A 26,760-nucleotide genomic window follows, 5' to 3' on the forward strand; every position below is an offset into this window, starting at 1 on the left:
AACCCGTCCGGGACATCTGGCGGCACAACCCCCGGAAGACCCAGTCCGGCAGGCGGCACAGGCCCCGGCGGGCCCGCTCTCGCCCTGACCTCCGCCGCGAACGGCCCTTTCCCTACGGCCGCCGTCACGTCCGAGGTGTCGCCCACGATCGCGCACCGCACCAGCCGTACCCCTTGGGCCGCCGCCAGCCGTTCGGCGCGGGCGCAGGCCGCCGTGGCGCCCTCGGCCCAGTGGTCCGCCGCCGCGAGCGCCGCCAGGTCCGCGCCGCCGGCCGCCCGGTGCCGTACGGCGACGGCCTGCCCGTAACAGAGCACCGCGCCGAACACCGCGCACAGCAAGGCCATCGCACCGAGGCTCCATACGGTGGCCGACCCCCGGTCGGACCCCCACCGCCGCACCACGCCCGCGCGCACCCGGCCCGGCACCGACGCATGACGCCCCCGGTCGGACCACGGCCATCGGAACACCGCCCACCCCAGCCCACACTCACCACCGGGCGCCCTCGTGTCTTCCCCTACGCCGTCGGCGGGCCGCTGTCCGCCGGGCGGGGCGTCCTCGCGCTTCACCGGCCCTCCTCCCCCGTGCGCACGGTGTCCTCGGCGAGTGCCACCGCGTCCTCACGTACTTCGATGGGCAGCCCGCTCAGGAGCGGGGGCCGGGCCACCACCGTGACCCGGACCCGGTCGCCCTCACGTGCGACGGTCACCCGCGCTCCTCGCGGAGCCGTCTCCCGCGTCACCCGCGCCACCGCGCCGGGCGGGTCCTGCCGGGCGGCGGCCCGGGCGCCCGCGCGGGCCGCGTCCACGCACTCGATCCGAGCCGCCATCATGAGCAGCCCCGAGACGAGCGCCATCGTGAACGCCACCAGCACGGACAGCGCCATGGCCGCCTCCACGGTCACGAACCCGTGGTCCCCGCCCCGCGTTCCTCCTTCCTCACATCCGGGCACTGAGGGCCTTCTTCACGATGGCCTGGAGCTCCGCCTGGACCTGGCCGCTGGTGACGACCTGGTAGAGCAGCACCGCGAATCCGACGGCCGCGATGATTCCCATGGCGTACTCGGACGTCACCATTCCGGTGTCCTGCCGGCACGTCCCGCGCAACCTCGCCGCCGCGTTCCTGATCTTTCCGAACATCTGAACCCCCGTAAGGTTTCCGGTCTGTAGTCGTTCTCCGTGCTTGCCTGACGGCTTCCTGCTCGTCCGTTCTCGTCCGCCTCGCTCTCACCCCCCTCCCGTCACCCCGCCCGCCAGACCGATCACGACGGGCACCACCCCGACCGCGACGAACGCGGGCAGGAAGCACAGCCCGACCGGCGCGGAGATCAGTACAGCCGCCCGCCGTGCCCGGGCCGTCGCCGTACGGGCCCACTCCGCGCGCGCGTCCGACGCGAGACGGGCGACCGGGCCGGCCGCGGCGAACCCGGAGTCGTCGGCCCGCTCCAGCAGCCGCGCCAGGGCTCCGGCGCCGGGCAGCAGGGCGAGGCTCCGCCAGGCGTCGGCCGGCGCGCCGCCGAGCCGGACCTCCGCGGCGCCGCGCGCCAACGCCTGCCCGACGGGCCCGCCGAGGGCCTCTCCCACGGCCTGGGCGGCGATCACCGGGGCGGCCCCGGCGGCGATGCAGGCGGCCAGCAGGTCGGCCGCGAGCGGGAGCCGGCGCGCGGCCTCCGCGGTGTCGACCGCCTCGGACCGCCCGGCCGCCGTCTGCCGGTCCCGCCACCGCCAGAGCGCGGCACCGGCGCCCAGCCCCAGCACCACTCCGGCGACCCCGCCGACCAGCACCCACGCCCCGCACGCCGCACCGGCCGGTGCCAGCAACCGCCGTAAGCCGCGCGGCAACGCGAAGGGCACCGCGCCCGCCGGTCCCGACGGCACCTCGCGCCCCAGCAACCAGGCCATCCGGCGCCGCGCCCGGCGCCGTCGGCGCGCCAGCTCCAGCCGCCGGGCACCCCAGCCGAGCACCAGCACGGCGGCCCCGACCATCCCCAACCTGTGGACAACGTCCCCGCTCACCCGGCCCACCCCTCTCGCTTCCCGGACCGCCCTGCCCGTTCCGCCTCGCGGACCAGCCGCTTTCCCGGAACCCGCCGATTCGCCCTCACACCGCCTCCGCCCCTCGTACGATCCGCGTCGCCCACCACATCCCGGCCGCCTCGCACACCGCCCCGGCCGTCAGGCAGCCGAGGCCGGGCCCGGTGTGCAGCAGTACGCGCAGTGGGTCCGCGCCCATGGCCGTGCCGAGCAGGAGTCCGAGGACGGGCAGTACGGCGAGCAGCACCGCGGTGGCCCGGGCGCCCGCCAACTGGGCGCGCAGGTCGGCCCGGCCGTCCCGCTCGGCACGCAGGGCACCGTCCAGCCGGTCCAGGCCGGCGGCGAGTCCCGCGCCCTGGTCCACGGCCACCCGCCAGCACGCGGCGAGTCCGAGCAGCCCCTCGGCACCCGGCTGCCGGGCCGCCGCGGCGAGCGCGCCCGGCACGTCTCCGCCGAACCGCGCCGCCGCCACCACCGCGGCCTGGGCGTCACCGAGCCCGGCGGAGTCCCGCGCGGCCCGCAACAGCGCCGCCCCCGGCTGCCGCCCGGCCCGGACCTCACCGGCGAGCACCCCGCACAGGGCGATCACCGCGTCGGCCCGCCGCTCCCGGGCGTCCCGCGCCTGCCGGGCCAGCCGCACCCGGCGCAGCACCGGCACCCCGGCCGCCCCCGCGAGGACCGGGATCACCGAGGCGCCCCACAGGGCGATCACCAGTCCGGCGCCGAGGGCCGCCCATTCGGCACCCCACCGGCCGCGCCGTCGCCGCAGGTCCATGAGGGCCTGTTGCCAGACGGGCGGCCCGGTCGCCACCACCGGGCCGCCGGCCAGCAGCAGCCGGGCCCGCCGGGCTCCGTGGTGCCGGCCGCCCAGCAGCCAGACCGACGCGCCGAGGCAGAGCACGGCGCCTCCTGCCGATACCTCACCGATCACTTCCATCACCATCCGCCCGATCACTTCCATCGCCTCTCCCATCGCTCCCGGCACGGCCTCCTGACGGACGCCGTCCGTCCTCGGAGCACGTCCCTGCCGGATCGCGTCCGTTCCCGGCCCGCACCGGCCGGGACCCCGTTCGCCCCGGTCCCCCTGCGCCGTCCCTCACTCGCCCCCGGCCTCCGCGTAAGGCCCCAGCAGCTCCCGCAACCGCCCCCACCCCCGCTCCCGGACGAACGCCCGCTCGCCCCAGCGCAGGGCCGGCACCGTGCGCACCAGCCCGGTGGCGTCCCGCTCGAAGACGTGGACCTCGTCGATCCGGCGCCGCCCGGAGCGGCCCCGCACGAGGTGCACCACCACCGAGAGGGCGGCCGCCAACTGGCTGTGCAGCGCGGCCCGGTCCAGCCCGGCGGCCGTGGCCAGCGCCTCCAGCCGGGCCGGTACGTCGGCGGCGGCGTTGGCGTGGACCGTGCAGCAGCCGCCGTGACCGGTGTTGAGGGCCGCGAGCAGATGCACGACCTCGGCGCCCCGTACCTCGCCGACGACCAGCCGGTCCGGCCGCATCCGCAGCGCCTGCCGTACGAGGTCCTCGAGGGTGACCAGGCCGGCCCCTTCCTGGTTGGCGGGCCGGGTCTCCAGCCGGACCACGTGCGGGTGGTCGGGCCTCAGCTCCGCCGAGTCCTCGGCGAGCACGATCCGCTCGCCCGGTCCGACCAGCCCCAGCAGGGCGCTGAGCAGGGTGGTCTTGCCGCAGCCGGTGCCGCCGCTGACGAGGAACGAGAGCCGGGCCTCGATCAGCGCTTCCAGGATCCGGTCGCCGCCGGGCGGCACCGTGCCCGCCGCAACGAGTTCCCCGACGGTGAACGCCCGGGGCCGCACCACGCGCAGGGCGAGGCAGGTGCAGCCGACGGCGACCGGGGGCAGCACCGCGTGCAGCCGGGTGCCGTCGGGCAGCCGGGCGTCCGCCCAGGGCCGGGCGTCGTCCAGCCGGCGTCCGGCCACCGCGGCCAGCCGCTGCGCGAGACGCCGTACGGCCGCCGCGTCCGGGAAGGTGACCGTGGTCAGCTCCAGGCCGCCGCCGCGGTCCACCCACACCCGGTCGGGGGCGGAGACCAGCACGTCGGTGACGTCCGGGTCGGCGAGCAGCGGCTCCAGGGGGCCGGTGCCCACGAGTTCGGACCGCAGGCGTTCGGCCGTGCCGAGCACCTCGGCGTCGCCGAGCACCCGGCCCTGTTCGCGCAGCGCCTGGGCCACGCGCGCGGGAGTGGGTTCGGCACCGCTCTCGGCGAGCCAGCGGCGGACGCCGTCGAGGAGGGCCGCGCCGTCGGCCCGGTCGAGTCCGGGCAGGCTCATCGGGTGCCTCCCGACTCGACCAGCACGCGCTCCCAGAAGTGCGCGCAGAACCGGGCGAGCGGTCCGCGCCCGGTCGCGCCGGGGGGCTTGGCGCTCGCCTGCGGGCGGAGCAGCACCGGTTCGACGGGCAGCTGACCGGCCAGTGGCAGGCCGAGCAGCCGGGCCACCTCGTGGTCGTCCAGCCCGGGTGCGTAGGGGCCGCGGACCGCCACCCGCAGATCGCGGACGACCATGCCGACGGCGGAGGCGACCCGGCCGGCCGCGGCGACCGCCCGCAGTTCGGCCGGGACGACGAGGAGGACCAGGTCCAGTTGGGCGAGGGCCTCGGCCACCCCGTCGTCGAGACGGCGGGGCAGGTCGACCACGACCGTGCCGCCGCGCCGCCGGGCGGCCGCCAGCACCGCCCGCACCGCGGGCGGGGGCACGGCGACGCAGTCCCCGCGGTCCCAGCTGAGCACGCGCAGGGAGTGCAGTTCGGGCAGCGACTCCTCCAGGGCACCGCCGCCGACCCGGCCGCGGGAAGCGGCGAAGGCGGGCCAGCGCAGCCCGTTGGCGCTCTCGCCGCCGAGCAGCACGTCGAGTCCGCCGCCGAGCGGATCGGCGTCGACCAGCAGGGTGCGCAGCCCCTCGCGCGCGGAGGTGACGGCGAGCGCGCACGCGAGTGTGGACGCCCCGGCGCCGCCCCGGCCGCCGATCACCCCGACGGTGAGGGCCGGACGGCCGATGCCCTCGGCGACGTCGGCGATGCGGTCGACCAGCCAGGCCTCGCCGTCGGGGAGCATCAGGACGTGGTCGGCGCCGATCAGGACGGCCCGTTTCCACACGTCGGGGTCGTCCTGGTCGCGGCCGACCAGGACCACGCCGGGCCGTCGCGCGGCCCCGCCCACCCGGCGGGCGGCGTCGTCGCCGACGAGCACGAGCGGGGCCGCCGTCCAGCCGTCACCGGAGTCCGGCACGTCGTGGCGCACCTCCGGGGTGGCGCCCGCCGCCGCGCACAGGCGCAGCAGATCGTCCAGGAGGTCGGCGTCCTCGGTGATGATGAGCGGCCGTCCGGGCCGGTCCGCGGGGCCGGGTGGCGGGTCGTGGGTGACGGTTCCGGTCACGGGTGTTCCCCCTTCGCTGTGTGGGCCGCGCGGCTCGCTCGGGCACGCGATTCCCAAAGGTGTGAAGAACCGGCGAGCGGCCTCCCTGTGAACGGCCGGCGGAAACCGGCCATACGCGCTGCGGGCAATCGGAACCGGCCAAGAACTCGCCGCGGCCGGAGCGCGCTGGAAACACGGTGGCCCGAACCGCGAAATAATGTGGATCTTGGTGGAAAACTGTGGACAACCCAGGCCCTGTGAATAACTTCGTCACCCATACCGGTGACCCCTGCACCGATCCGCGAGCGAGTTCCCGAGAGCAGCCCGGCGATTACCGTCGGTAACCGATCATGGGCGTGCCGAAGGAGCGGCAACGGCGGCGTGACGCCGGCCGTACGGCCGCGTGAAGAACGGGGAAGAGCGAGAAAACCCACCCGGACATGCGACGACCCCCGCCGGGGGGGAGAGCGGGGGTCGTCCCCACGGCCGACTCGGGGGGGGGGGAGGAGTCGGACCGGGTTAGCACGGTCGCGAACGATCCGTGACTTCCATGGTGTACCCGAGAGCCCTCTCAGGCAAACCCACGCGCCCCACCTTACGCCGAATGGTGGGCCCCTATGCTCAAGGGTGTGGAAAACCACTCCTTGCCTCGCGCCGCGGCCTTCTTTGACCTGGACAAGACGGTCATTGCGAAGTCGAGCACGCTCACCTTCAGCAAGTCCTTCTACCAAGGCGGCCTGATCAACCGCAGGGCCGCCCTGCGTACCGCCTATGCCCAGTTCGTCTTCCTGGCCGGAGGTCTGGACCACGACCAGATGGAGCGGATGCGCGAGTATCTCTCCGCGCTGTGCCGCGGCTGGAACGTCCAGCAGGTACGGGAGATCGTGGCCGAGACCCTGCACGACCTGATCGACCCGATCATCTACGACGAGGCCGCCTCCCTCATCGAGGAGCACCACGCGGCCGGCCGGGACGTGGTGATCGTGTCCACCTCGGGCGCCGAGGTGGTCGAGCCGATCGGCGAACTGCTGGGGGCGGACCGGGTGGTCGCCACCCGCATGGTCGTGGGCGAGGACGGGTGCTTCACCGGAGAGGTGGAGTACTACGCCTACGGCCCGACCAAGGCCGAGGCCATCCGGGAGCTGGCCGCGTCCGAGGGCTACGACCTCGACCGCTGCTACGCCTACAGCGACTCGGCGACCGACCTGCCGATGCTGCGCGCCGTCGGGCACCCGCACGCCGTGAACCCGGACCGCGCACTGCGGCGCGAGGCCCTCGCGCAGGGATGGCCGGTCCTGGAGTTCCGCCGCCCGGTCCCGCTCAAGAAGCGGCTGCCGGCGTTCTCGGTGCCGCCCCGCCCCGCGCTCGTCGCGGCGGCGGCCATAGGCGCGGCGGCGGCGACCGCCGGGCTCGTCTGGTACGCCAGCCGGCGCCGCGCCACGGCCTGAGCCGCGTCCGTTCGGCCCTGTTCGCAGGCGAAAGTAAAGAAGTGCGGGCAGGGGTTCCGCTTCCTCCCGGCTCGCGGTACAAAGAACGTAGGCCCGCGAGACCAAAAGGACATCCGGGAGGATTTCCTGTCTCAACGCACTTGGCCCACGGACCTAGCATGAACACCGGGCACCCACGCGACGTCGACCCGTCGATTACGGGCCAGCCGCACCAGGACGGGCAAAGCACCCCGACCTGATGGGCGACATATCGAGGACGCTTGGTAACCCGGTGAGCATGCCAGCGGCGGTACGAGAATTCGTACCGCCGCATCTCTTTCCCGCGCCCGGGGCAGCGCTTCTTCCGCTCAGGCAGCGCCGCGCTGGAGCGCCTCGCAGACCGCCGTCGACTCGCGCACGCCCAGTTCGACCGCCCGCCCGCAGTGGGCGATCCACGCCGCCATGCCCTCGGGCGTGCCGGAGACATAGCCCTCCAGGGCGGCCAGGTAGGAGGCGCGGCCCAGTTCGGCGTGGCCGACCTCGGCCGGGCAGATGGCCTTCGGGTCAAGACCGCTGCCGATCAGCACGATCCGCTCGGCCGCGCGCGCGACCAGGCCGTTGTACGACCCGAAGGGGCGCAGCGCCAGCAGCTCGCCGTGCACGACGGCGGCCGTCACCAGTGCCGGGGCCGAGGTGCCGGCGATGATCAGGTCCGCCAGCCCCTCCAGCCGGCCGGAGACCTCCCCGGCGTCGGGCAGCGGGAGTTCGATCAACGGCTCGTCCACCGGCTCGCCGGCCTGACGCGGCCGGCCCACCTGCTCGGCGCCGTCGGCCGCGGCCACCAGGTGCAGCCGGGCCAGTACCCGCAGCGGCGACTGGCGCCAGATGGAGAGCAACTGCCCCGCCTCGGCGGTGAGCCGCAGGGCCGCGCCCATCACGCGGGCCTCCGCGTCGACGCCGAAGTCGGTGCGCCGCCGCACCTCTTCCAGGGCCCAGTCCGCCCCGGAGAGCGCCGCCGAGCCACGGGCACCGCGCAGGGCCGCCTCGGAGGTGATCTCGTTGCTGCGGCGCCGCATGACACGGTGGCCGTAGACCCGGTCCACGGCCTTGCGTACGGACTCCACGGATTCGGCCACACCGGGCAGCGAGCCCAAGGCGGAGAGCGGGTCGGCGGTCGCGCCTGTCGTACTCATGGGTACGACAGTACGCACCCCGGCGGCCCGCCCCACGAAGGAGTGGTCTTCTTCACTTCACCGTGACACCTACAGCTATCGTCCCACTACTCTTGGTGAACATGAAAATTGCTTTCGTCGGGAAGGGCGGGAGCGGCAAGACGACGCTCTCCTCCCTCTTCATCCGCCATCTCACCGCCGCCGGCGCCCCGGTGGTCGCCATCGACGCGGACATCAACCAGCACCTCGGCCCCGCCCTCGGCCTCGGCGAGGAGGCGGCGGCGGCACTGCCCGCCATGGGCGAACAGCTCCCGCTGATCAAGGACTATCTGCGCGGCACCAACCCGCGCATCGCCTCGGCCGCGACGATGATCAAGACGACCCCGCCCGGCGAGGGATCGCGACTGGTCCGGGTGCGCGAGCCCAACCCGGTCTACGACGCGTGCGCGCGCCCGGTGGAACTCGACGGCGGCGCCGTCCGTCTGATGGTCACGGGCCCCTTCACGGACGCCGACCTGGGGGTCTCCTGCTACCACTCCAAGACGGGAGCGGTGGAGCTGTACCTGAACCACCTCGTCGACGGCCCCGACGAGTACGTGGTGGTCGACATGACGGCCGGCTCGGACTCCTTCGCCTCCGGCATGTTCACGCGCTTCGACATGACGTTCCTCGTCGCCGAGCCGACCCGGAAGGGCGTCTCCGTCTACCGCCAGTACAAGGAGTACGCCCGGGACTTCGGCGTCGCCCTGAAGGTCGTCGGCAACAAGATCCACGAGCCGGACGACATCGACTTCCTGCGCGCGGAGGTCGGGGACGACCTGCTCGTGACGGTCGGGCGCTCCGACTGGGTGCGCGCCATGGAGAAGGGCCGACCGCCCCGGTTCGACCTCCTCGAAGAGGCCAACGCCCGCGCCCTGGAGGCACTCCGGGCCGCCGTGGACGCCACCTACGAGCGGCGCGACTGGGAGCGCTACACCCGTCAGATGGTGCACTTCCACCTGAAGAACGCCGAGTCCTGGGGGAACGAGCGCACCGGGGCCGACCTGGCGGCGCAGGTCGACCCCGGGTTCGTGCTCGGCGAGAGCGTGGTGACCCCCGCCTGACGCCTACCGCTGGTCCGCCGGCGCCCCGGGCACACCCTTGGGCGCCGGGGCCGGGCTGCCGGACAGGAAGGACGCCCAGCCCTGCCGGGGCGCCTCGCCGACCTCCAGGGAGCGCAGCCGCGCCAGAGTCCGCGGGTCCTGGGCGTCGAGCCAGTCGACCAGCTGCCGGAAGGAGACGCAGCGCACCTCGGGCTTGGTGCACACCTCCTTCACCACGTCTTCCACGGCGCGCATGTACGTGCCGCCGTTCCAGGACTCGAAGTGGTTGCCGATGACCAGAGGCGCGCGGTTGCCGTCATAGGCGCGGTAGAAGCCCTTGAGGAGGCCGTCGCGCATCTGGTCGCCCCAGTAGTCGAACTTGTCGGGGTCGCCCTGGGTCTGGGTGCCGGACTGGCCGACCATGAAGTTGTAGTCCATGGTCAGCTGCTCATAGGTGTGACCGGGGAAGGGCACCAGCTGCATCGACAGGTCCCACAGCCCCTCCTTCTTCTTGGGCCAGACCTGATCGTTGACCCCGCTGGAGTCGTAGCGGAAGCCGAGGTCGCGGGCGGCCTTCACGAAGTTCTTCCGCCCCTCCAGGCAGGGGGTGCGGGCGCCGATCAGCTCCTTGTCGTAATCGAAGGGCAGCGGGTCCTCCGCGCGCATGCCGGTGTTGGACCGCCAGGACTTCACGAACCTCTTGGCCTGGGCGATCTCGCTCTTCCACTCGTCCACCGACCAGGTGCCCACCCCGCCGTCGGGCCCGCAGAAGTGGCCGTTGAAGTGGGTGCCGATCTCGTTGCCCTCCAGCCAGGCCAGCCGCAGCTGCTCAAGGGTGTCGGTGATGCCCCGTTCGTCGTTGAACCCGATGTCGGAGCGGCCCGGAGAGTGCCGCGGCGGCTCGTAGAGGTCGCGTTTCTCCTCCGGCAGCAGGTACACACCGCTGAGGAAGTACGTCATGGTCGCGTTGTTCTCCTTGGCGACCTCGCGGAAGTGCGAGAACAGTTTCTGGCTGTCCTCGCCCGCGCCGTCCCAGGAGAACACGACGAACTGCGGGGGCTTCTGACCAGGGCTCAGTCGCTCCGGCCTGGGCAGATGCGGCTGGGCTCCGGTGTACGCGGTCGATCCGTCGCCGATCGGCCGGAACACGCTGCCCGGCGCCGGGGCGCCCTGCTCCGGGCCGGGCGCCCCGGGTCTCACGGCGGTGGCGTCTCCCGCGCAGCCGGCGAGTGACGCCACACAGGCCGCGGCGACCATGGCACCGACGGCGATCCTCTGGGTGGCAGCCATGTTCCGCCCACCTTCTTCCTTCTCTCAGACACACGCCGACTTGGGCCGTTTCTGGTGATGTGCCGGGTTCGTTCCGGCGGCGCGGCCAAGGTCGCACGGGGTCGAGAAGGGAGAAGGATGACAAGCCGATCAAATGATTAATTCATACCCAGAGGTGATCTGTTCCGCCATTCACTCCGAAAACCCATTCCGTACCTTTACGCGGCATTACGATTCTTTTACCAAGTCCCGGTCATTCCGTCGCCGCTCGCCGCCGCGCCCCCGGCAGCGACCGCGCGACAGCCTTCCGCCCGGCCGGGCGCGGTCCCGTCAACTGGCGCCCTGGGAGCCGGAGGTGACAAACAACAGCCCCATGACAGGTCTAAACCAATTTTCCCGGCGACCCTTGTCATCGGCCCCCCGGGTCTGATGAGCTGTGGCCTGGGACACAACGGACACCCTTGGAATGGGAGATGTCGTGAGCAATGAGAGCCTGGCCAACCTGCTGAAGGAAGAACGCAGGTTCGCGCCCCCCGCCGACCTGGCCGCACACGCCAATGTCACGGCGGAGGCGTATGAGCAGGCCAAGGCTGACAGGCTCGGCTTCTGGGCCGAGCAGGCCCGCCGGCTGACCTGGGCCAAGGAACCGACCGAGACGCTGGACTGGTCCAACCCGCCGTTCGCGAAGTGGTTCAAGGACGGCGAGCTGAACATCGCCTACAACTGCGTGGACCGCCATGTGGAGGCCGGCCACGGCGACCGTGTCGCCATCCACTTCGAGGGCGAGCCCGGGGACAGCCGCGCGATCACCTACGCGGAGCTGAAGGACGAGGTCTCCAAGGCCGCCAACGCCCTGCTGGACCTGGGCGTGCGCAAGGGCGACCGGGTCGCCATCTACATGCCGATGATCCCGGAGACCGCGATCGCGATGCTGGCCTCGGCCCGGATCGGCGCGGCCCACTCGGTCGTCTTCGGCGGCTTCTCGGCGGACGCGCTCGCGACCCGCATCCAGGACGCCGACGCCAAGGTCGTCATCACCGCCGACGGCGGCTACCGGCGCGGCAAGCCGTCCGCGCTCAAGCCCGCCGTGGACGAGGCGCTCGGCAAGGCCGACCAGGTCGAGCACGTGCTGGTGGTGCGCCGTACCGGCCAGGAGGTCGCCTGGACCGAGGGCCGGGACCTGTGGTGGCACGACGTGGTGGGCCGGCAGTCCGCCGACCACACCCCGGAGGCGTTCGAGGCGGAGCACCCGCTGTTCATCCTCTACACCTCCGGTACGACGGGGAAGCCGAAGGGCATCCTGCACACCTCCGGCGGCTACCTCACCCAGGCGGCCTACACCCACTGGGCGGTCTTCGACCTCAAGCCGGAGACGGACGTGTACTGGTGCACGGCCGACGTCGGCTGGGTCACCGGCCACTCGTACATCGTGTACGGCCCGCTGGCCAACGGCGCGACCCAGGTGATGTACGAGGGCACGCCGGACACCCCGCACCAGGGCCGGTTCTGGGAGATCGTGCAGAAGTACAAGGTCTCGATCCTCTACACCGCGCCCACCGCGATCCGGACGTTCATGAAGTGGGGCGACGACATCCCCGCCAAGTACGACCTGTCCTCCCTGCGGGTCCTCGGCTCGGTGGGCGAGCCCATCAACCCCGAGGCGTGGGTCTGGTACCGCAAGCACATCGGCGCCGACCGCACGCCCGTGGTCGACACCTGGTGGCAGACCGAGACCGGCGCGATGATGATCTCGCCGCTGCCCGGCGTCACCGAGGCCAAGCCCGGTTCGGCCCAGCGCCCGCTGCCCGGCATCAGCGCGACGGTCGTCGACGACGAGGCGAACGAGGTGCCCGACGGCGGCGGTGGCTACCTGGTGCTGACCGAGCCGTGGCCGTCGATGCTGCGCACCATCTGGGGTGACGACCAGCGGTTCCTCGACACCTACTGGTCCCGCTTCGAGGGCAAGTACTTCGCCGGCGACGGCGCCAAGAAGGACGAGGACGGTGACATCTGGCTGCTGGGCCGGGTGGACGACGTGATGCTCGTCTCCGGGCACAACATCTCCACCACCGAGGTCGAGTCGGCGCTGGTCTCCCACCCGTCGGTCGCCGAGGCCGCCGTCGTGGGCGCCGCGGACGAGACCACCGGCCAGGCCATCGTCGCCTTCGTCATCCTGCGCGGCTCGGCGTCGGAGACCGAGACGCTCATCGGCGAGCTGCGCAACCACGTCGGCGCCACCCTCGGCCCGATCGCCAAGCCCAAGCGGATCCTGCCGGTGGCCGAGCTGCCGAAGACCCGCTCGGGCAAGATCATGCGCCGCCTGCTGCGGGACGTCGCCGAGAACCGCCAGCTCGGCGACGTGACCACCCTCACGGACAGCACGGTCATGGATCTCATCCAGACCAAGCTGCCCGCCACGTCCAGCGAGGACTGAGCGGACCGGGAGGAGTCGAACGACGTCCCGCGGGGCACCCGGCCGGTGAACGTGCCGGGTGCCCCGGGGACGGCTACGGTGAAGATCATCGGACCGGCGCGCGCTACTTTAGGTAAACTAAGGAAAGTGTCGCGGCACGTGACACGTCAGGTGCGCCGGGAAGTCTGGTCGGCATGTGATTCCGCCTGCCTGCCTCCGGAGGTCTCCCGTGACCGCGCCCCGCACCCCCACCACCGTCCGCAAGGCCCTCGGGCGCCTGTCGCTGCCCGAGCGGACCTTCATCGCGGACGCGCTGCGCACCGAGACGGTCGGCGGTGTCCTGCTGCTCCTGGCCGCCGTGGCCGCGCTGCTCTGGGCGAACGTCCCCGGACTGCGCCACAGCTACGAGACGGTCAGCCACTTCCACCTCGGCCCCGGCGCACTGGGCCTGAACCTGTCCGTCGCCCACTGGGCCGCCGACGGGCTGCTCGCGCTGTTCTTCTTCGTCGCCGGCATCGAACTCAAGCGCGAGCTGGTCGCCGGAGACCTGCGCGACCCGAAGGCGGCCGTGCTGCCCGTGGTGGCGGCCCTGTGCGGGATGGCGGCCCCCGCGCTCGTCTACACGCTCACCAACCTCGCCGGGAACGGCTCCCTCCAGGGCTGGGCCGTGCCCACCGCCACCGACATCGCCTTCGCGCTCGCCGTGCTCGCGGTCATCGGCACCTCCCTGCCCAGCGCCCTGCGCGCCTTCCTGCTCACCCTGGCCGTCGTCGACGACCTCTTCGCGATACTGATCATCGCGATCTTCTTCACCGACCGGCTGAACCTCGCCGCCCTCGGCGGGGCCGTCGCCGGGCTCGCCGTCTTCTGGCTGCTGCTGCGCAAGGGCGTACGCGGCTGGTACGTGTACGTACCGCTCGCCGTCGTCATCTGGGCGCTGATGTACAACAGCGGCGTGCACGCCACCATCGCCGGCGTGGCGATGGGCCTGATGCTGCGCTGCACCACCCGGGAGGGTGAGCAGCACTCGCCGGGCGAGCACATCGAGCATCTGGTGCGGCCCCTGTCGGCCGGACTCGCCGTACCGCTGTTCGCCCTGTTCAGCGCCGGTGTGTCCATATCCGGCGGGGCGCTCGGGGACGTGTTCGCGAAGCCCGAGACGCTCGGTGTCGTCCTCGGTCTGGTCGTGGGCAAGACCATCGGGATCTTCGGCGGCACCTGGCTGACCGTCCGCTTCACCCGCGCGCGGCTCAGCGAGGAACTGGCGTGGGCCGACGTCTTCGCGATGTCCTCGCTCGCCGGGATCGGCTTCACGGTGTCACTGCTGATCGGCGAGCTGGCCTTCGGGGGCGACACCGTACTGACCGGCGAGGTGAAGGCGGCCGTCCTCATCGGATCGCTGATCGCGGCGCTGTGCGCGACGATGCTGCTGAAGCTGCGCAACGACCGGTACCGCAGGCTGTGCGAGGAAGAGGAGCGCGACGAGGACCTCGACGGCATCCCGGACGTCTACGAACAGGGAAACCCGGAGTACCACCTCCGGATGGCCGAGATCCACGAGCGCAAGGCAGCCGAGCACCGGCGGCTGGCCGCCGAGGCACGCCGCGGGCTTGCGGAAGTGCCGGGCGGGGCAAGCGAGGAGGGCGACCGTCCGGCATGATCTGACGAGACGGTACAAAACAAGACGGCCGCACGCGCGCGACGGCTACCCGGATGGCCGTACGAGCACCACGGCCGTCCCCACAGCACATGTGCGGCACGAGACCTCTGAGGGAGAACGCGATGAGCGCACCCGACGGCAGCCCGGTCGGCGCCGAACGCAGCATCGGCCAGCTGGTCGCCTCGGCGACGACCGAATTGTCGGCGCTGGTGCACGACGAGATCGCGCTGGCCAAGGCCCAGCTCAAGCAGGACGTGAAGCGCGGCGCGGTGAGCGGCGGCGCCTTCTCGATGGCGGGCGCGGTCCTGGTGTTCTCCCTGCCGATGCTCAACTTCGCCCTGGCCTACGGCATCCGCACCTGGAGCCACTGGAACCTGGCGATCTGCTTCGTGCTGTCCTTCGCGGCCAACGTGCTGGTGGCCGGTCTGCTCGGGCTCATCGGCGTGGTGTTCGCCAAGAAGGCCAAGAAGGGCAAGGGCCCGCAGAAGGTGGCCGCCTCGATGAAGGAGTCGGCGGGCGTCCTGCAGAACGCCAAGCCGCACCCGCGTCCGGAGCTGCCCGGGGAACCGGCTCCCGCCGCCATCGAGGCTGTGGCACGCTCGTCGTCATGACGGACCCAGCCGCCCCCTCGCCCGTGCGGATCGACCTCCCGGACGGGACACGGGTCACGCACCGGGATGTCGCCGCCAACGGCGCCCGCTTCCACATCGCGGAGCTGGGTGACGGGCCCCTAGTGCTGCTCCTGCACGGTTTCCCGCAGTTCTGGTGGACGTGGCGGCACCAGCTGACCGCGCTCGCCGACGCGGGCTACCGGGCAGTGGCGATGGACCTGCGGGGCGTCGGCGGCAGCGACCGCACGCCCCGCGGGTACGACCCCGCCAACCTGGCGCTGGACGTCACCGGGGTGATCCGCTCGCTCGGCGAGCCGGACGCCGCGCTGGTCGGCCACGACCTCGGCGGCTATCTGGCGTGGACGGCGGCGGCCATGCGGCCCAAGCTGGTCCGGCGCCTGGCGGTGGTGTCCATGCCGCACCCGCGGCGTTGGCGCGCGGCGATGCTGCGGGACGCCCGGCAGACGGCCGCCAGCTCCCACATCTGGGGATTCCAGCGGCCGTGGCTGCCCGAGCGCCAACTGACCGCCGACGGGGGCGCGCTGGTGGGCCGGCTGATCCGGGACTGGTCCGGGCCCAGGCCGCCGGAGGACGCGGACGTGGAGACGTACCAGCGGGCCATGTGCATCCCCTCCACCGCGCACTGCTCCATCGAGCCGTACCGCTGGCTGGTGCGCTCCCTGGCCCGCCCCGACGGTGTGCAGTTCTACCGCAGAATGAAGCGGCCCGTACGCGTGCCGACGCTGCATCTGCACGGCTCGCTGGACCCGGTGACCCGGACCCGCAGCGCGGCCGGTTCCGGGGAGTACGTCGAAGCGCCGTACCGCTGGCGCCTGTTCGATGGTCTCGGGCACTTCCCGCACGAGGAGGATCCGGCCGCGTTCTCCGCGGAACTGGTCAACTGGCTGAAGGATCCCGAGCCCGACCGGTGACCGTACGGCGCGGTTTCCCGCGCGTTCGGCATCCGGCTCCCCACCCGTGTCCACCGAAACGCCACATGCCTTGCGCATAGGCCAATTAGGGGGCGCGCAGGCGGTTATCGACCTTCGGGCGGGGGCACACGTCGGGGTATGGGCTGGACGCACGACTACAGTGACGCACCCCGCAACCGCCGCTCGGCCATGGGCCCGGGCACGCCCCAGCGGGTCTCGCCGCAACTCGCGGTAGCCGACCCCAGGGTGGGGATCCCGCGCATCCTGCGCCGCCGGGCCCGCTGGGTCTCGGTGCGTCTGCGTCACCCGCGGGGCTGACCGCCCCGCGCCGCCCTACAGGGCGCAGCTGTCCGTACCCACCTGCTCGTTCGCCGTACGCCCCCGCTCGATGTCGGCCCGGATCTCGTCCGCCGTCAGCGCGTACCCCGTGTCCGCGTCGTCGAGTGACTTGGCGAACACCACGCCGTACACCTCCCCGTCCGGAGTGAGCAGCGGGCCACCGGAGTTGCCCTGCCGGACGACGGCGTACAGGGAGTAGACATCGCGGCGGACCGTGCCGCGGTGGTAGATGTCCGCGCCGCTGGCCGTGATGCGCCCGCGCACGCGCGCGGCGCGCACGTCGTACGCGCCGTTCTCCGGGAAGCCCGCGACGATCGCGCCGTCCCCTCCGGCCGCGTCCTCACGGGTGAACCGCAGGGCGGTCGCCCGCAGGTCGGGCACGTCGAGCACGGCGATGTCGCGCTCCCAGTCGTACAGCACGACCCGGGCGTCGTATTTGCGGCCCTCGCCGCCTATCTGCACCCGCGGCTCGTCGACGCCGCCGACCACGTGCGCGTTGGTCATCACGCGCCGGTCGGCGAACACGAAGCCGGTGCCCTCCAGGACCTTGCCGCAACTGTGTGCGGTGCCGGTGACCTTGACGATGGAGTTCCGGGCGCGCTGGGCGACCGGGCTGCCCGCGAGGGCCGGGTCGGGCGGCAGCACGTCCTTGATCGGCTCGTCGGCGAACGGACTGAAGACCTGCGGGAAGCCGTTCTGCGCGAGCACCGAGGAGAAGTCCGCGAACCAGGTGTCGGCCTGCTCGGGCAGCGCCCGGGACACGCCGAGCAGCACCTTGGAGCCCCGGACCTCCTTGCCGAGCGTGGGCAGGGTCGTACCGGCCAGGGCGGACCCGATCAGCCAGGCCACCAGGAGCATCGCGACGACGTTGACCAGCGCGCCGCCGGTGGCGTCCAGGGCGCGGGCCGGGGACCAGGTGATGTGCCGGCGCAGCTTGTTGCCCAGGTGGGTGGTCAGGGCCTGGCCCACGGAGGCGCAGACGATCACGACGACCACGGCCACGACGGCGGCGGTGGTGCCGACCTCCTCCTTGCCGGTCGTGGCGTCCCAGATCAGGGGCAGCGTGTACACGGCGAGCAGGCCGCCGCCGAGGAACCCGGTCACCGACAGGATGCCGACGACGAAGCCCTGGCGGTAACCCACCACCGCGAACCACACGGCCGCGACGAGCAACAGGATGTCCAGCACGTTCACTGCTTCAGGCCTCGCCTACTCACTCCGCTCCCAGCAGCTCGGCCGGGCCCCGGGGCCGTCCCCCGGGGATTCAGCACGGGGATCACCCTGTCACGCGCGCCAGTCCAGCGGGACCTGCTTGTCCCGGTCCCAGGGACGCTCCCAGCCCGCGAAGTGCAGCAGGCGGTCGATCACCCCGGCCGTGAAGCCCCACACCAAGGCCGACGCGACCAGGAACGCCGGGCCGCTGTGGCCCCTGGGATGGACGGCGGTGGCGCGGTTGGCGGGGTCCGTGAGATCCGCCACGGGCACGGTGAAGACCCGGGCCGTCTCGTTCGGGTCGACCACGCCGACCGGGCTGGGCTCACGCCACCAGCCCAGCACGGGCGTGACGACGAAGCGGCTGACCGGGATGTACAGCCGGGGCAGCACGCCGAAGAGCTGCACGCCCGACGGGTCGAGACCGGTCTCCTCACGCGCCTCGCGCAGCGCGGCCCGCAGCGGCCCGTCGCCCTGCGGATCGCCGTCCTCCGGATCCAGCGCGCCGCCCGGGAAGGACGGCTGGCCGGGGTGCGAGCGCAGGGAGCTCGCGCGCTCCATGAGCAGCAGCTCCGGGCCGCGCTCGCCCTCGCCGAAGAGGATCAGCACGGCCGACTGCCGCCCCGAGCCGTTCTCCGGCGGCAGGAAGTGGCTCATCTGCGCCGGCTCGACCGTCTCCGCGACGCGCAGGACCGGCGCCAGCCAGTCCGGCAGCCCGGCGCCGCTGAGCGTCAGCGGGCCGTCCTGTGTGCCGCTCGTCCTCGTCATCGCCACCCCCGTCGTCCTGCCCTCTCCAACGCCCGAGGGCACCGAGATCGTTCCGTCACGCGGCCCCCAGGGGCGGCGCCGGTTTGCCGCCGGCGTCGAGATAGGCCCGCGGGGGGTTCAGGCGCTGGCCCGGGAAGCCGCCCTTCTCGTACTTGAGCAGCTTCTTCGCCTTCTCCGGGTCGGTCTCGCCCTCGCCGTACGCGGGGCACAGCGGGGCGATGGGGCAGGCACCGCAGGCGGGCTTGCGGGCGTGGCAGATGCGCCGGCCGTGCCAGATGACGTGGTGGGACAGGTCGGTCCACTCGCTCTTCGGGAAGAGCGCGCCGACGGCGGCCTCGATCTTGTCGGGGTCGGTCTCGTCGGTCCACTTCCAGCGCCTCACGAGCCGCTGGAAGTGGGTGTCGACGGTGATCCCGGGGCGGCCGTAGGCGTTGCCGAGGACGACGAAGGCCGTCTTGCGGCCCACGCCGGGCAGCGTGACCAGGTCCTCCAGCCGTCCGGGCACCTCGCCGCCGAAGTTCTCGACGAGCGACTTGGAGAGCCCTATGACCGACCTCGTCTTGGCCCGGAAGAAGCCGCAGGGCCGCAGGATCTGCTCGACCTCATCAGGGTCGGCGGCGGCGAGGTCCTCCGGGGTGGGGTACCGGGCGAAGAGCGCCGGGGTGGTCTGGTTGACGCGGAGGTCGGTGGTCTGGGCCGACAGCACGGTGGCGACCAGCAGCTGGAAGGGGTTCTCGAAGTCCAGCTCGGGGTGGGCGTAGGGGTACACCTCGGCCAGCTCGCGGTTGATGCGGCGGGCGCGGCGGACCAGGGCGGTGGGGGACTCGCCGCCGGGCGGCCGGACGACGATCTTCTTGACGGGCGCGGCCTTCTTGACGACGGCGTCGGCGGGGAGAACCACGTCGGCCGGTTTCACCTTCTTGGCGACCGCGGTCTTCTTGGCGGGGGCGGTCTTCTTGGCGGCGGTCTTGGAAGGCGCGGCCTTCTTCGCGGTAGCCGCGTTCTTCGCGGGAGCCGTCTTCTTCGCGGACGCGGCCTTCTTGCCGGGAGCCGACTTCTTGGCCGCCGGTGCCGGCTTTTTTTCGGCGGGCTTCTCGGCCAGCGACTCCGCGGGCTCCTCGGCAGGCGACTCGGCGGGCTTCTCAGCAGGCGTCTCGGCCCGCTTCGTGACCTTCTTCGCGGCCTTCTTCCCTGGTGAGGTCGCCCCCTCCACGCCGACAGCCTTTTTAGCCGATTTGCCTGTTTTACTACTTCCATCAGGCGCGCGTTCGCCCACAGCGGAATCGCGACGTACAACCACCCGTCCAGCCCCCTTGTCCTGTGCTGTCACCGGCGATTTGGACACCCGGCCAGCCTAAAGCCCGGCGCCGACATCCGCCCCGGACCCGGCGGAGCGGCCCCCGATCGGACCCCTGACGCTTACCCCGGGAGACGGGTGCGGCATCCTTGTGACAGATCACACTGTTTGGACCGTCCGGCAAAATGGGGAACACGGTCCCCTGGCACACGGGGGAGCAAGATCCCCTGAGCAGGTCGACAAGGAGAGAACTCGTGGACGACGTTCTGCGGCGCAACCCGCTCTTCGCGGCTCTCGACGACGAGCAGGCCGCGGAGCTTCGCGCCTCCATGAGTGAGGTGACCCTGGCACGCGGCGATTCCCTGTTCCACGAGGGCGACCCCGGGGACCGGCTGTACGTCGTCACCGAAGGCAAGGTCAAGCTGCACCGCACCTCCCCCGACGGCCGGGAGAACATGCTCGCCGTCGTGGGCCCCGGCGAACTCATCGGCGAACTGTCGCTGTTCGACCCGGGCCCCCGCACCGCCACCGCGACCGCGCTGACCGAGGTCAAGCTGCTCGGTCTCGGCCACGGTGACCTCCAGCCCTGGCTGAACGCCCGCCCCGAGGTGGCCGGCGCCCTGCTGCGGGCCGTCGCCCGCCGTCTGCGCAAGACCAACGACGCCATGTCCGACCTGGTCTTCTCCGACGTCCCCGGCCGGGTGGCCCGCGCCCTGCTGGACCTCTCGCGCCGCTTCGGCGTGCAGTCCGAGGAGGGCATCCACGTCGTCCACGACCTGACCCAGGAGGAGCTGGCCCAGCTGGTCGGCGCCTCCCGCGAGACCGTGAACAAGGCCCTCGCCGACTTCGCCCAGCGCGGCTGGCTCCGCCTGGAGGCGCGCGCCGTGATCCTGCTGGACGTGGAGCGGCTGGCCAAGCGGTCGCGCTGACGCCGGCCTCGGCCGTACGCCCCCGGGGCCCCGCTCGCCCGAGCCGGGCCCCGTTGTCGTGCCCGGGCTAGATCAGCCCGTGCTCGCTGAGGTAGTCCAGCTGGGCCCGGACCGACAGTTCCGCCGCCGGCCACAGCGAGCGGTCCACGTCGGCGTAGACGTGGGCGACGACCTCGGCCGGGGTCCGGTGGCCGTCCTCGACCGCGGTCTCCACCTGGGCGAGCCGGTGGGCGCGGTGGGCGAGGTAGAACTCCACGGCGCCCTGGGCGTCTTCCAGGACCGGCCCGTGGCCCGGCAGGACGGTGTGCACGCCGTCGTCCACCGTCAGGGACCGCAGCCGCCGCAGGGAGTCCAGGTAGTCCCCGAGCCTGCCGTCCGGGTGCGCCACGACCGTCGTACCGCGCCCGAGGATGGTGTCGCCGGTCAGCACCGCCCGGTCGGCCGGGAGATGGAAGGACAGCGAGTCCGCGGTGTGCCCGGGGGTGGGTACGACCCGCAGCTCCAGGCCGCCGACGGTGACCACGTCCCCGGCGGCCAGGCCCTCGTCGCCGAGCCGCAGGGCGGGGTCCAGCGCGCGCACGCGCGTGCCGGTCAGCTCGGCGAACCGGGCGGCGCCCTCGGCGTGGTCGGGGTGACCGTGGGTCAGCAGGGTCAGGGCTATGCGTCTGCCGGCCTTCTCCGCCGTGTCCACGACGTTGCGGAGGTGGCCGTCGTCGAGCGGGCCGGGGTCGATCACCACGGCCAGGTCGGAGTCGGGCTCGGCGACGATCCAGGTGTTGGTGCCGTCCAGGGTCATCGCGGAGGCGTTGGGCGCGAGGACGTTGACCGCCCGTGCGGTGGCCGGCCCGGACAGCGCTCCGCCCCGGGGCTGGCCCGGCAGCGCGCTCGCGTCGGTCATGCGGGACCTCCACCGGTGGTCGAAGGGGTGGGCGAGGCTGTGGTCGAGGACGTGGCCGACGGGGTGGTCGACGACGTGGTCGTGGGCGTGGCCGACGGGGTGGTCGTGGGCGTGGCCGGGCGGGTACCGGCCGGGGCGCCCGCCGGACCGCCCGGCGCCGCCTCGGGCGCCGTAGGCATCGTCGCCGGTGTCATGGACGGCTCGGACGTCGCAGGCGCCGTAGCCCCTGCGGCCGTCTCCGGTGCCGCGGGCCGCGTCGGCTCGGCCGCCGTCGGCCCCGCGGCCACCGATCCCGTCGGGTCCGCGGCCGTCGATTCCGTCGGCTCCGCGACCGTCGGGATGTGCTTGGTGAACTCCTCGTGTCCCGGCCAGGAGAGGACGATCTCGTCGCCCTGGAGGCGGGCGGTCGCCCGTACCGGCGTCATCTCGCGCGCGGGCGCGGCGGCCAGGGCCTCGGCGGCGGTGCCGTAGGGCAGCAGCCGGCGCAGGGTGGCGATGGTGGGCGGCATCATCAGCAGCTCGCCCCGGTCGTACCCGGCGGCGGCCTCGGCGGGGCGGATCCACACCGTGCGGTCGGCCTCCGTGGAGGCGTTGCGGGTGCGCTGCCCCTCGGGGAGGGCGGCCACGAAGAACCACGTGTCGTAGCGGCGGGCCTCGAACTCCGGGGTGATCCAGCGGGCCCAGGCGCCCAGCAGGTCCGAGCGCAGCACCAGCCCGCGCCGGTCGAGGAACTCCGCGAAGGACAGCTCCCGCGCGACCAGGGCGGCGCGGTCGGCCTCCCAGTCGTCGCCCGTGGTGTCGCCGACGACCGAGTCCGGGTCGGGACCGGCGAGCAGCACGCCGGCCTCCTCGTAGGTCTCCCGTACGGCCGCGCACACGATGGCCTGGGCGGCCGCGGCGTCGACGCCGAGCCGCTGTGCCCACCACGCGCGCGTGGGGCCCGCCCAGCGGATCTGACGGTCGTCGTCGCGTGGGTCGACACCGCCCCCGGGATACGCGTACGCGCCTCCGGCGAAGGCCATGGAGGCGCGTCTGCGCAGCATGTGGACGACGGGGCCGTCCGGGGTGTCCTTGAGGAGCAGCACCGTGGCCGCGCGCCTGGGGGCCACCGGGGTGAGCGAACCGTCCGCGAGCGCGCGGATGCGGTCCGGCCACTCCGGGGGATACCACTGACCGTTCGCCATGGCCGGAGGCTATCCCGTGCCGGGCGATTGTTCGAGAGGTGCCCGGGGCCGGCGGGGAGACGGTCGGTCTACTCGGCCAGCTCCACCTGGATCTCGACCTCGACCGGCGCGTCCAGCGGCAGCACCGCGACACCGACCGCGCTGCGGGCGTGCACGCCCTTCTCGCCGAGGACCTCGCCGAGCAGTTCGCTGGCGCCGTTGAGGACACCGGGCTGCCCGGTGAAGTCGGACGCCGAGGCGACGAAGCCGACGACCTTCACCACGCGTGCGACACGGTCCAGGTCGCCGGCGACGGACTTCACGGCGGCCAGCGCGTTCAGCGCGCAGACGCGGGCCAGCTCCTTGGCCTCCTCCGGGGTGACCTCGGCGCCCACCTTGCCGGTGACCGGCAGCTTGCCCTCCACCATCGGCAGCTGCCCGGCGGTGTACACGTACGCCCCGGACCGCACGGCCGGCTGGTAGGCGGCCAGCGGCGGTACCACCTCCGGCAGGGTCAGGCCCAGCGCGGCCAGCCTGGCCTCGACCTCGCTCACGCCTGCTTCTCCCGCTTCAGGTAGGCCACCAGCTGCTCCGGGTTCGGCCCGGGCACGACCTGGACGAGTTCCCAGCCGTCCTCGCCCCAGTTGTCCAGAATCTGCTTCGTGGCGTGGACGAGCAGCGGCACGGTTGCGTATTCCCACTTGGTCATGGGCCGACTGTAGCCGCTGTGGCCACGGGGACGGTGACCTGCGTTATCCACAGCCTCGCGCGTGACCGTCGGCCGGACTGGTTAGTCTCGAAGACGTGAGCAGGCTCCAGGTCGTCAGCGGCAAGGGCGGGACCGGAAAGACGACGGTCGCCGCCGCACTCGCGCTGGCCCTCGCGACCGAGGGGAAGCGGACGCTTCTCGTGGAGGTCGAGGGCCGGCAGGGCATCGCACAACTCTTCGAGACGGAGGCGTTGCCCTATGAAGAGCGGAAGATCGCGGTCGCTCCGGGCGGCGGGGAGGTGTACGCCCTCGCCATCGACCCCGAACTGGCCCTCTTGGACTACCTCCAGATGTTCTACAAGCTCGGGGGCGCGGGCCGGGCCCTGAAGAAGCTCGGCGCGATCGACTTCGCCACCACCATCGCGCCCGGTCTCAGGGACGTCCTGCTGACCGGCAAGGCGTGCGAGGCGGTGCGCCGCAAGGACCGCTCGGGACGGTTCGCGTACGACTACGTGGTCATGGACGCCCCGCCGACCGGCCGTGTCACCCGCTTCCTGAACGTGAACGACGAGGTGGCGGGCCTGGCGAAGATCGGCCCGATACACAATCAGGCGCAGGCCGTGATGCGGGTGCTGAAGTCGCCGGAGACGGCGGTGCACCTGGTGACGCTGCTGGAGGAGATGCCGGTCCAGGAGACCGCCGACGGCATCGCCGAACTCCGCGCGGCCCGGCTGCCGGTGGGCCGGGTCATCGTGAACATGGTCCGGCCGCAGGTGTTGGACGCGGCCGACCTGGAACTCGTACGGACCGTGGAGCGTTCCTCCGTCGCACAGGCGCTCTCGACGGCCGGCCTGGGCGGTGCCCGGCGCGGCGGGAACGCCGAGAAACTGGTGGACCCGCTGCTGGAGCAGGCCGCGGAGTACGCCGAGCGCTACACGCTGGAGCAGGAGCAGCGCGCGGTCCTGACCGAGCTGGGCCTGCCGCTGCACGAACTCCCGCTGCTCGCCGAGGGCATGGACCTGGCGGGCCTGTACGAACTCGCCACCGAGCTGCGGAAGCAGGGGTTGTCATGAGTCCGGACCCGGCCGAGGCATCCGAGGCGGCACAGGAGCCCGAGCAGGCCCGCCGCCTTTCTTCCGCGCGCGTGCTGGACGTGGACCCGCTGCTGGACGACCCGAAGACCCGGATCGTGGTGTGCTGCGGCTCGGGCGGGGTGGGCAAGACGACGACCGCGGCGGCGCTCGGGCTCAGGGCGGCCGAGCGGGGCCGCAAGGTGGTCGTGCTGACCATCGACCCGGCCAAGCGGCTGGCCCAGTCGATGGGGATCGACTCCCTCGACAACGTGCCCCGCAGGGTGAAGGGCACCGAGGGCGACGGCGAGCTGCACGCCATGATGCTCGACATGAAGCGCACCTTCGACGAGGTCGTGGAGGCGCACGCGGACCCGGCGCGGGCCGCCGCGATTCTGGCGAACCCCTTCTACCAGTCGCTCTCGGCGGGCTTCGCGGGCACGCAGGAGTACATGGCGATGGAGAAGCTGGGCCAGCTGCGGGCGCGGGACGAGTGGGACCTGATCGTGGTCGACACCCCGCCGTCCCGCTCGGCGCTGGACTTCCTGGACGCGCCCAAGCGGCTCGGCTCCTTCCTGGACGGCCGGCTCATCCGCCTGCTGACCGCTCCGGCGAAGCTCGGCGGCCGGGCCGGGATGGCCTTCCTCAACGTCGGCATGTCGATGATGACGGGCACGCTCGGCAAGCTGCTGGGCGGTCAGCTGCTGAAGGACGTGCAGACGTTCGTGGCCGCGATGGACACGACGTTCGGCGGCTTCCGCACCCGCGCGGACGCCACCTACAAGCTTCTCCAAGCGCCCGGCACGGCGTTCCTGGTGGTGGCGGCCCCGGAGCGGGACGCGCTGCGTGAGGCCGCGTACTTCGTGCAGCGGCTGGCCGCGGAGCGGATGCCGCTGGTGGGCCTGGTACTGAACCGCGTCCATGACAGCGGTGCCGGCCGGCTGTCGGCCGAGCGGGCGCTCGCGGCCGCGGAAAATCTTGAGGACCCCCGCATTGTGGATCAGGGGGGCGGGAAAGCTGGACTTCGTAACTCTCCCGACACGCAAGGCAGTTCACAATCTTCCGCACCGGAGACCGCAGCCCCTGCTCCCGAGGAAGGCTCCCCCGCCGACACGGAGCGCTCGGTCGACCGGCTCACCGCGGGCCTGCTGAGGTTGCACGCCGAGCGCATGCGGCTGCTCGCCCGCGAGCGGCGCACCCGCGACCGCTTCACCGCCCGGCATCCCGAGGTGGCGGTGGTCGAGGTGCCCGCGCTGCCCGGCGATGTCCACGACCTCGCGGGCCTGCGCGACATCGGAGACCGACTGGCGGCCCAACGGCCCGAACGGACGGAGCACATATAGGCACCGCACCACGGCTTACGCCGACACCGCCGACGGGCGCGCGATACGGCCCGCGTCGGGGCTTACGTCGCGCGGACGGGCACGCACAGGGCTTACGTCACGGCGTGCGACGCGCGGAGAGCCGCGCATACGGCTTGCGGCTACGGCTTACGGCTTGGCTTACGTCGTCGTTTACGTCGCGTGAACAGGCACGCGTACGGAGCGCACCGGCGCGTGCAGGCGCACAGGGGCGTGCGAAAGACGCGCTAGCGGCTGCGGATGCCACAGCCGTACACCCACACACCCGTCGTACGGCCGGCCATACCGGCCTCCGCACCGGACCGCACCCGAGCCTGGACGTGGTGCCGTGATGCCGTGGTGCCGTGGTGAGCCTGAGCGGGGAAGCCCTCAGCTCACCGCGGCGTAGTTCTCGTACACCTCGTCGTTGTCGAGGGATACGATCCCGGCTCCCCGCTCGTACTCCGAGCGGGCGGTTTCCAGGAGTCTGCGCCAGGAGGTCACGGTGGGCCGCCTGCGCAGCAGCGCACGGCGCTCACGCTCCGTCATGCCTCCCCACACGCCGAACTCCACGCGGTTGTCCAGCGCGTCGGCCAGGCACTCGGTGCGTACCGGACATCCGGTGCACACCGCCTTGGCCCTGTTCTGCGCTGCTCCCTGAACGAACAGTTCATCCGGATCGGTAGTGCGGCAGGCGGCCTGCGCACTCCAGTCGGTTACCCAGCCCATACCGGCGCCGTCCTCTCCCGAATCGAGGCTCCCCCACGGCGGCAGCGGCATATTCACCGCCGCCAGTTGAGGACGTTACGGAAGGTGGGGACCGTGCAACACCCCCTTCGGGCCCAATCTTGAATGGCCCGAACGGACTATGGGTAAGCGGCAGATCACCCACGGGAGTGACCTGGCGACATGCGTGATCATCCCGGCAAACCGGGGCGGTCGCGGTGGGCGACACCGGGCGCCGCACGGCACTCGGGGCGGGGCCCGGGCCCGTCCCCGGCGGGGAAAACAGGACTGTCGCCCGGGAATTCCCGGCCGTGTCCGGAACGATCCGGGGTAGCAGCACGTAGAAA

At 72.6% G+C, this 26,760-nt stretch carries 25 protein-coding genes and 2 pseudogenes; 10 read left to right on the forward strand and 17 right to left on the reverse strand.

Annotation, left to right across the window (positions count from 1 at the left end):
• Positions 1-53: 53 nt before the first annotated feature.
• The 7 genes and pseudogenes from ACSURM_RS16755 to ssd form a co-directional block, all read right to left on the reverse strand.
• Positions 54-425: pseudogene (locus ACSURM_RS16755) on the reverse strand (Rv3654c family TadE-like protein); the annotation flags it as partial.
• 137 nt (positions 426-562) lie between these two features.
• Complete coding sequence (locus tag ACSURM_RS16760; protein WP_436955943.1) at positions 563-901, reverse strand: TadE family type IV pilus minor pilin; 339 nt, start codon at positions 899-901, stop codon at positions 563-565.
• Positions 902-935: 34 nt separating this feature from the next.
• The gene (locus tag ACSURM_RS16765; RefSeq protein WP_030606347.1) at positions 936-1,073 is read right to left on the reverse strand and encodes a DUF4244 domain-containing protein; all 138 of its coding nucleotides are present in this window, start codon (positions 1,071-1,073) and stop codon (positions 936-938) included.
• Positions 1,074-1,223: 150 nt separating this feature from the next.
• Positions 1,224-2,012, reverse strand: a complete 789-nt coding sequence (locus ACSURM_RS16770; protein WP_436955945.1) for a type II secretion system F family protein — start codon at positions 2,010-2,012, stop codon at positions 1,224-1,226.
• Between the two features lie 85 nt (positions 2,013-2,097).
• Positions 2,098-2,991, reverse strand: a complete 894-nt coding sequence (locus ACSURM_RS16775) for a type II secretion system F family protein (protein ID WP_436955947.1) — start codon at positions 2,989-2,991, stop codon at positions 2,098-2,100.
• Positions 2,992-3,126: 135 nt separating this feature from the next.
• Positions 3,127-4,314: a TadA family conjugal transfer-associated ATPase gene (locus ACSURM_RS16780; protein ID WP_436955949.1), complete on the reverse strand. Its 1,188-nt coding sequence runs from the start codon at positions 4,312-4,314 to the stop codon at positions 3,127-3,129.
• Positions 4,311-5,417, reverse strand: a complete 1,107-nt coding sequence (ssd, locus tag ACSURM_RS16785; protein WP_436955950.1) for a septum site-determining protein Ssd — start codon at positions 5,415-5,417, stop codon at positions 4,311-4,313. The genes ACSURM_RS16780 and ssd overlap by 4 nt, the downstream gene beginning before the upstream one ends.
• Positions 5,418-6,013: 596 nt before the next feature.
• Here ssd and ACSURM_RS16790 point away from each other — a divergent pair.
• Entirely contained in the window at positions 6,014-6,844 is an 831-nt protein-coding gene (locus ACSURM_RS16790; protein ID WP_436955952.1) for an HAD family hydrolase, read from the forward strand.
• Between the two features lie 347 nt (positions 6,845-7,191).
• Here ACSURM_RS16790 and ACSURM_RS16795 read toward each other — a convergent pair whose 3' ends face one another.
• Positions 7,192-8,016, reverse strand: a complete 825-nt coding sequence (locus ACSURM_RS16795) for an oxidoreductase (RefSeq protein ID WP_436955954.1) — start codon at positions 8,014-8,016, stop codon at positions 7,192-7,194.
• A 101-nt stretch (positions 8,017-8,117) separates the two neighbouring features.
• Here ACSURM_RS16795 and ACSURM_RS16800 point away from each other — a divergent pair, with 101 nt between their 5' ends.
• Positions 8,118-9,098 carry an ATP-binding protein gene (locus tag ACSURM_RS16800; protein WP_436955956.1) on the forward strand — a complete coding sequence of 327 codons (981 nt, stop codon included), beginning with the start codon at positions 8,118-8,120 and terminating at the stop codon, positions 9,096-9,098.
• A gap of 3 nt (positions 9,099-9,101) precedes the next feature.
• Here the strand turns inward: ACSURM_RS16800 and ACSURM_RS16805 are convergent, their stop codons facing one another.
• Positions 9,102-10,367, reverse strand: coding sequence for a hypothetical protein (locus ACSURM_RS16805; protein ID WP_436955958.1), 1,266 nt, complete (start codon positions 10,365-10,367; stop codon positions 9,102-9,104).
• Positions 10,368-10,782: 415 nt separating this feature from the next.
• Between ACSURM_RS16805 and acs the strand changes: the two genes are divergently transcribed.
• From acs to ACSURM_RS16830, 5 genes are all read left to right on the forward strand, one after another.
• Complete coding sequence (gene acs, locus ACSURM_RS16810) at positions 10,783-12,780, forward strand: acetate--CoA ligase (protein WP_436955960.1); 1,998 nt, start codon at positions 10,783-10,785, stop codon at positions 12,778-12,780.
• 208 nt (positions 12,781-12,988) lie between these two features.
• Complete coding sequence (nhaA, locus tag ACSURM_RS16815; protein WP_436955961.1) at positions 12,989-14,419, forward strand: Na+/H+ antiporter NhaA; 1,431 nt, start codon at positions 12,989-12,991, stop codon at positions 14,417-14,419.
• Between the two features lie 122 nt (positions 14,420-14,541).
• Entirely contained in the window at positions 14,542-15,030 is a 489-nt protein-coding gene (locus tag ACSURM_RS16820) for a phage holin family protein (protein WP_436955963.1), read from the forward strand.
• A complete protein-coding gene (locus tag ACSURM_RS16825) occupies positions 15,027-15,962 on the forward strand; it encodes an alpha/beta fold hydrolase (RefSeq protein ID WP_436955965.1) in 936 nt (311 codons plus the stop codon). The genes ACSURM_RS16820 and ACSURM_RS16825 overlap by 4 nt, the downstream gene beginning before the upstream one ends.
• Positions 15,963-16,100: 138 nt before the next feature.
• Positions 16,101-16,280, forward strand: a complete 180-nt coding sequence (locus tag ACSURM_RS16830; protein WP_436955966.1) for a hypothetical protein — start codon at positions 16,101-16,103, stop codon at positions 16,278-16,280.
• Between the two features lie 15 nt (positions 16,281-16,295).
• Here the strand turns inward: ACSURM_RS16830 and ACSURM_RS16835 are convergent, their stop codons facing one another.
• The 3 genes from ACSURM_RS16835 to nth form a co-directional block, all read right to left on the reverse strand.
• A complete protein-coding gene (locus tag ACSURM_RS16835) occupies positions 16,296-17,495 on the reverse strand; it encodes a MarP family serine protease (RefSeq protein WP_436955968.1) in 1,200 nt (399 codons plus the stop codon).
• Between the two features lie 90 nt (positions 17,496-17,585).
• On the reverse strand, positions 17,586-18,281 hold the full coding sequence (locus ACSURM_RS16840) for an NUDIX hydrolase (protein WP_436955969.1): 696 nt from the start codon (positions 18,279-18,281) through the stop codon (positions 17,586-17,588).
• A gap of 55 nt (positions 18,282-18,336) precedes the next feature.
• Positions 18,337-19,383, reverse strand: coding sequence for an endonuclease III (gene nth / locus ACSURM_RS16845; protein ID WP_436961117.1), 1,047 nt, complete (start codon positions 19,381-19,383; stop codon positions 18,337-18,339).
• A 449-nt stretch (positions 19,384-19,832) separates the two neighbouring features.
• On the opposite strand from nth, the gene ACSURM_RS16850 reads away from it, so the two are divergent.
• Positions 19,833-20,507: a Crp/Fnr family transcriptional regulator gene (locus tag ACSURM_RS16850; RefSeq protein WP_014674022.1), complete on the forward strand. Its 675-nt coding sequence runs from the start codon at positions 19,833-19,835 to the stop codon at positions 20,505-20,507.
• A 67-nt stretch (positions 20,508-20,574) separates the two neighbouring features.
• On the opposite strand, the gene ACSURM_RS16855 is transcribed toward ACSURM_RS16850, so the two are convergent.
• The 4 genes and pseudogenes from ACSURM_RS16855 to ACSURM_RS16870 form a co-directional block, all read right to left on the reverse strand.
• The gene (locus ACSURM_RS16855) at positions 20,575-21,405 is read right to left on the reverse strand and encodes an MBL fold metallo-hydrolase (protein WP_381553129.1); all 831 of its coding nucleotides are present in this window, start codon (positions 21,403-21,405) and stop codon (positions 20,575-20,577) included.
• 320 nt (positions 21,406-21,725) lie between these two features.
• Positions 21,726-22,589, reverse strand: a pseudogene (locus ACSURM_RS16860) (NUDIX hydrolase); the annotation flags it as partial.
• A gap of 68 nt (positions 22,590-22,657) precedes the next feature.
• Positions 22,658-23,122, reverse strand: a complete 465-nt coding sequence (locus ACSURM_RS16865) for a RidA family protein (RefSeq protein WP_436955972.1) — start codon at positions 23,120-23,122, stop codon at positions 22,658-22,660.
• Positions 23,119-23,277 (reverse strand): DUF4177 domain-containing protein, encoded by a 159-nt coding sequence (locus ACSURM_RS16870; protein WP_086024262.1) that lies wholly within the window; start codon positions 23,275-23,277, stop codon positions 23,119-23,121. Before ACSURM_RS16870 ends, ACSURM_RS16865 begins: the two co-directional genes overlap by 4 nt.
• 95 nt (positions 23,278-23,372) lie before the next feature.
• On the opposite strand from ACSURM_RS16870, the gene ACSURM_RS16875 reads away from it, so the two are divergent.
• Positions 23,373-24,350, forward strand: coding sequence for an ArsA family ATPase (locus ACSURM_RS16875; RefSeq protein ID WP_436955974.1), 978 nt, complete (start codon positions 23,373-23,375; stop codon positions 24,348-24,350).
• The gene (locus ACSURM_RS16880; protein ID WP_436955976.1) at positions 24,347-25,690 is read left to right on the forward strand and encodes an ArsA family ATPase; all 1,344 of its coding nucleotides are present in this window, start codon (positions 24,347-24,349) and stop codon (positions 25,688-25,690) included. Before ACSURM_RS16875 ends, ACSURM_RS16880 begins: the two co-directional genes overlap by 4 nt.
• Before the next feature lie 387 nt (positions 25,691-26,077).
• Here ACSURM_RS16880 and wblA read toward each other — a convergent pair whose 3' ends face one another.
• The gene (gene wblA, locus ACSURM_RS16885; protein ID WP_030606400.1) at positions 26,078-26,416 is read right to left on the reverse strand and encodes a transcriptional regulator WblA; all 339 of its coding nucleotides are present in this window, start codon (positions 26,414-26,416) and stop codon (positions 26,078-26,080) included.
• Positions 26,417-26,760: the final 344 nt, after the last annotated feature.

It is taken from the genome of Streptomyces sp. SudanB182_2057 (assembly GCF_964272715.1).
Lineage (GTDB): Bacteria > Actinomycetota > Actinomycetes > Streptomycetales > Streptomycetaceae > Streptomyces > Streptomyces rubradiris.

What these genes read in the sequence shown, in the direction of transcription:
- ACSURM_RS16765 (WP_030606347.1), bottom strand. Translation starts at nt 1,073, where the DNA reads ATGGTGACGTCCGAGTACGCCATGGGAATCATCGCGGCCGTCGGATTC.
- ACSURM_RS16775 (WP_436955947.1), bottom strand. Translation starts at nt 2,991, where the DNA reads ATGGAAGTGATCGGGCGGATGGTGATGGAAGTGATCGGTGAGGTATCG.
- ACSURM_RS16780 (WP_436955949.1), bottom strand. Translation starts at nt 4,314, where the DNA reads ATGAGCCTGCCCGGACTCGACCGGGCCGACGGCGCGGCCCTCCTCGAC.
- ACSURM_RS16790 (WP_436955952.1), top strand. Translation starts at nt 6,014, where the DNA reads ATGCTCAAGGGTGTGGAAAACCACTCCTTGCCTCGCGCCGCGGCCTTC.
- ACSURM_RS16795 (WP_436955954.1), bottom strand. Translation starts at nt 8,016, where the DNA reads ATGAGTACGACAGGCGCGACCGCCGACCCGCTCTCCGCCTTGGGCTCG.
- ACSURM_RS16800 (WP_436955956.1), top strand. Translation starts at nt 8,118, where the DNA reads ATGAAAATTGCTTTCGTCGGGAAGGGCGGGAGCGGCAAGACGACGCTC.
- ACSURM_RS16805 (WP_436955958.1), bottom strand. Translation starts at nt 10,367, where the DNA reads ATGGCTGCCACCCAGAGGATCGCCGTCGGTGCCATGGTCGCCGCGGCC.
- ACSURM_RS16820 (WP_436955963.1), top strand. Translation starts at nt 14,542, where the DNA reads ATGAGCGCACCCGACGGCAGCCCGGTCGGCGCCGAACGCAGCATCGGC.
- ACSURM_RS16825 (WP_436955965.1), top strand. Translation starts at nt 15,027, where the DNA reads ATGACGGACCCAGCCGCCCCCTCGCCCGTGCGGATCGACCTCCCGGAC.
- ACSURM_RS16830 (WP_436955966.1), top strand. Translation starts at nt 16,101, where the DNA reads ATGGGCTGGACGCACGACTACAGTGACGCACCCCGCAACCGCCGCTCG.
- ACSURM_RS16840 (WP_436955969.1), bottom strand. Translation starts at nt 18,281, where the DNA reads ATGACGAGGACGAGCGGCACACAGGACGGCCCGCTGACGCTCAGCGGC.
- ACSURM_RS16855 (WP_381553129.1), bottom strand. Translation starts at nt 21,405, where the DNA reads ATGACCGACGCGAGCGCGCTGCCGGGCCAGCCCCGGGGCGGAGCGCTG.
- ACSURM_RS16870 (WP_086024262.1), bottom strand. Translation starts at nt 23,277, where the DNA reads ATGACCAAGTGGGAATACGCAACCGTGCCGCTGCTCGTCCACGCCACG.
- ACSURM_RS16880 (WP_436955976.1), top strand. Translation starts at nt 24,347, where the DNA reads ATGAGTCCGGACCCGGCCGAGGCATCCGAGGCGGCACAGGAGCCCGAG.
- wblA (WP_030606400.1), bottom strand. Translation starts at nt 26,416, where the DNA reads ATGGGCTGGGTAACCGACTGGAGTGCGCAGGCCGCCTGCCGCACTACC.